Source organism: Saccharopolyspora oryzae (assembly GCF_027853915.1).
Classification (GTDB): Bacteria; Actinomycetota; Actinomycetes; order Mycobacteriales; family Pseudonocardiaceae; genus Saccharopolyspora; species Saccharopolyspora oryzae.
The window spans coordinates 1-3,014 of sequence record NZ_JAQGLA010000176.1 but is presented as its reverse complement, the minus strand read 5'-3'; the positions used below and the strand labels follow the sequence as shown (position 1 = coordinate 3,014).

The 3,014-nt window shown below is 69.6% G+C and carries 3 protein-coding genes; 2 read left to right on the top strand and 1 reads right to left on the bottom strand.

All coding sequences use genetic code 11. From position 1 onward, the window contains the following. On the top strand, positions 1 to 337 hold a 337-nt coding region (locus OU415_RS38040; protein ID WP_270954655.1), incomplete at its 5' end, for a transglycosylase SLT domain-containing protein. 354 nt (positions 338 to 691) lie between these two features. Here OU415_RS38040 and OU415_RS38035 read toward each other — a convergent pair. Further along, the gene (locus OU415_RS38035; protein ID WP_270954654.1) at positions 692 to 1,408 is read right to left on the bottom strand and encodes a FadR/GntR family transcriptional regulator; all 717 of its coding nucleotides are present in this window, start codon (positions 1,406 to 1,408) and stop codon (positions 692 to 694) included. Positions 1,409 to 1,587: 179 nt separating this feature from the next. Here OU415_RS38035 and OU415_RS38030 point away from each other — a divergent pair, with 179 nt between their 5' ends. Continuing rightward, positions 1,588 to 2,973 (top strand): GntT/GntP/DsdX family permease, encoded by a 1,386-nt coding sequence (locus tag OU415_RS38030; protein ID WP_408642004.1) that lies wholly within the window; start codon positions 1,588 to 1,590, stop codon positions 2,971 to 2,973. The last annotated feature ends 41 nt before the right edge of the window (positions 2,974 to 3,014 follow it).

The window sequence follows — 3,014 nt, the reverse complement described above, 5'->3', positions numbered from 1 at the left end:
CAACGACGCCGTGCACGTCATGGAGCAGAACGGCGTCCCGCGCGAGCAGATCGACGCCGACGCGATCCGCATGATCATCATGCACGAGTCCAACGGCGACCCGAACGCGACGAACAACTGGGACTCCAACGCCAGCGCAGGCACCCCGTCGATCGGCCTGATGCAGACCATCGAGCCGACCTTCCAGACCTACGCGCTGCCCGGCCACCACGACATCTACAACCCGGTGGACAACATCATCGCGGCCACCCGCTACGCGATCTCGACCTACGGATCGGTCGCCGACGTCCCCGGCGTCAGCAACGTCCGCGCCGGCGGCGCCTACGCGGGCTACTGACCCCCGTCCCCGCCCCGACGTCCCGCAAATTCAATGGAAATCAGACCTCCAATTTCCATTGAATTTGCACCCCAACACCCCGAACCCCAACACCCCGAACCCGGCACGCCATCCCAGAACCCCAACACCCCGACTCCGGCACGCCGTCCCCGAACCCCGGTGCGCCGGGACCCCCGGCCCGACGCACCGGCACCGTCTCGGAACCCCTCTCCCGGGACGGTGCCGGTCGTTCTGCGCTCGGCGCCGGGAACCGCAGTTTCAATTGAAACTGTGATCCGCCGTGGGTGGGATCTGCAGTTTCAATTGAAACTGTGGTCCACATCGTGGGACGGGACCGGGGAGCGAGGACCTGGGCTACCGGTTTCCGGTGGGGGTTTGGACTTCTTCCAGGAGGGTCAGGGTGCCTTCCAGGGCTTCGGCGACCAGCTCGCGCATGGCCTCCTCCGCGCGGGTGCGGTCGCCGCTGCGAATGCACTCGGCGATCTCGCAGTGCAGGCGGAGGGCGACCGGGCGCGGGCGCTCCGGCATCAGGCCGGTACCGGTCCGCCAGCGCAGGAGTTCCTCGACGACCTCGTGCAGCTGGGCGAACATCTCGTTGCCCGACGCCGTCAGCACCACGCGGTGGAACTCGGCGTCGGTGGCCATGAAGGTGTCCAGGTCACCGGCGCGCGCGGTGGCGACCATCCGCTCGGACAGCGCGACCAGCCGGGCCGCGTCCTCGTCGGTGCAGCGCTGGGCGGCCGCCGCCGCGGCCATCGGTTCGACCGCGGTCCGCAGTTCGGCCAGGGTCTTCAGCTGCGCGGTCCGGTCCGCCGCCAGCAGCCAGCGGATGAGCTGCGGGTCGAAGGCGTTCCAGTCCTCGCGGGGGCGGACCACGGTGCCGACCCGCTGGCGACCGATCACCAGCCGGATCGAGGCCAGGCTGCGCACCACCTCGCGGGCGACGCTGCGGGAGATCCCGAAGCGCTGCTCCATCTCCTCAGTGCGCAGGACGCTGCCGGGCGGGTGCGTGCCGGCGGCGATCTCGTGCCCCAGCACGTCCAGCACCCTGCCGTGCAGTCCGCCGCCCATTTCGCCCCTTTCGCCGCCGTTGAACGTCCCCAACATAGGCCGCTGGGACGGCGTGACAGGCGCAACAGGCATACTTAATCGGTCCACATGGCAATAAAGTCATACTTATTGCTTAGGCTGTGCCGCGCACCAGCTGCTCAACGAGGAGCCCTCCCATGCCAACCAGCCTTCCCGGCAGCATCACCGCCGTACTCGCCCAAGCTCCGCAGCCCGGGGCGTGGACCGAGCACGACACCCGCCTGCTGATCGCGGCGCTCTCCGGCATCGCCGTGATCGTCGTGCTGATCAGCTGGGCGAAGCTGCACCCCTTCCTGTCGCTGGCCCTGGGCGCCACCACGCTCGGCGTGGTCGCCGGGATGCCGTTCGGCGACCTGGTCGACACCTTCACCACCGGACTCGGCAAGACCGTCGGCGACGTCGGCCTGCTGGTCGCGCTCGGCGCGATGCTCGGCAAGCTGCTCACCGACACCGGCGGCGCCGAGCGGATCGTGGAAACGGTCCTGCGCCGCACCACCGACCGCACCCTGCCGTGGGCGATGGTGTTCATCGCCGCGCTGCTGGGCCTGCCGATGTTCTTCGAGGTCGGCGTCGTCCTGCTGGTCCCGGTGGTGGTCATGGTGGCCAGCCGCTCCCAGCAGCCGATGCTGCGGATCGGCATCCCCGCCCTGGCCGGTCTGTCGATCCTGCACGGCCTCGTGCCGCCGCACCCGGGTCCGCTGGCCGCGGTGGACGCGCTGAACGTCGACCTGGGCATCACCCTCGCGCTCGGCGTGCTCGTCTCGATCCCGACCGCCATCATCGCGGGCCCGCTGTTCGGTTCGTTCATCGCCAAGCGCGTGCAGCTGCCCCCGGCCACGCACCTGCTCGGCAAGTCGCCGACCGAGACCGCTCCGGAGAAGCGCCCCAGCTTCGCCGCCGCGGTGGCCATGCTGCTGCTGCCCGTCGTGCTCATGCTCGGCAAGTCCGTGGCCGAGCTCGCGCTGGCCGAAGGCAGCTTCGGCTACAAGGTGCTGCACACCATCGGCACGCCGGTCGTGGCCATGATGCTGACCGTGCTGATCGCCATCGTGGTGCTCGGCACCGGCGCCCGGTTCAGCCGCAGCCGGCTGTCCGAGGTGGTCGGCGGTTCGCTGCCCGCGATCGCCGGGATCATCCTGATCGTCGGCGCCGGCGGCGGTTTCAAGCAGACCCTGGTCGACTCCGGGGTGAACAACATGATCACCGACCTGGCCAGCGGGGCGCACCTCTCGCCGCTGGTGCTGGGCTGGCTGATCGCGGTCGGCATCCGGGTCGCCACCGGTTCGGCGACCGTGGCCACCATCTCCGCGGCCGGGATGGTCGCGCCGATGGTGATGGGCCTGCCGCCCGCTCAGGGTGCGCTGGTCGCGCTGGCCATCGGCTCCGGCTCGCTGTTCCTCTCGCACGTCAACGACGCGGGGTTCTGGCTGGTCAAGGAGTACTTCGGGATGACCGTCGGGCAGACCCTGAAGACCTGGTCGGCGATGGAGACGCTGCTCTCTGTGGTCTCGTTCGCCGTGATCCTGGGCCTGTCGACCGTCGTGTGACCGCAGGGGTCGGGGGGGGGCTTGAAACGGTTTTTGCGGCC

Bases quoted from the DNA above. Each gene is read 5' to 3' on its own strand.
- OU415_RS38035 (WP_270954654.1), bottom strand. From the start codon at position 1,408: ATGGGCGGCGGACTGCACGGCAGGGTGCTGGACGTGCTGGGGCACGAG.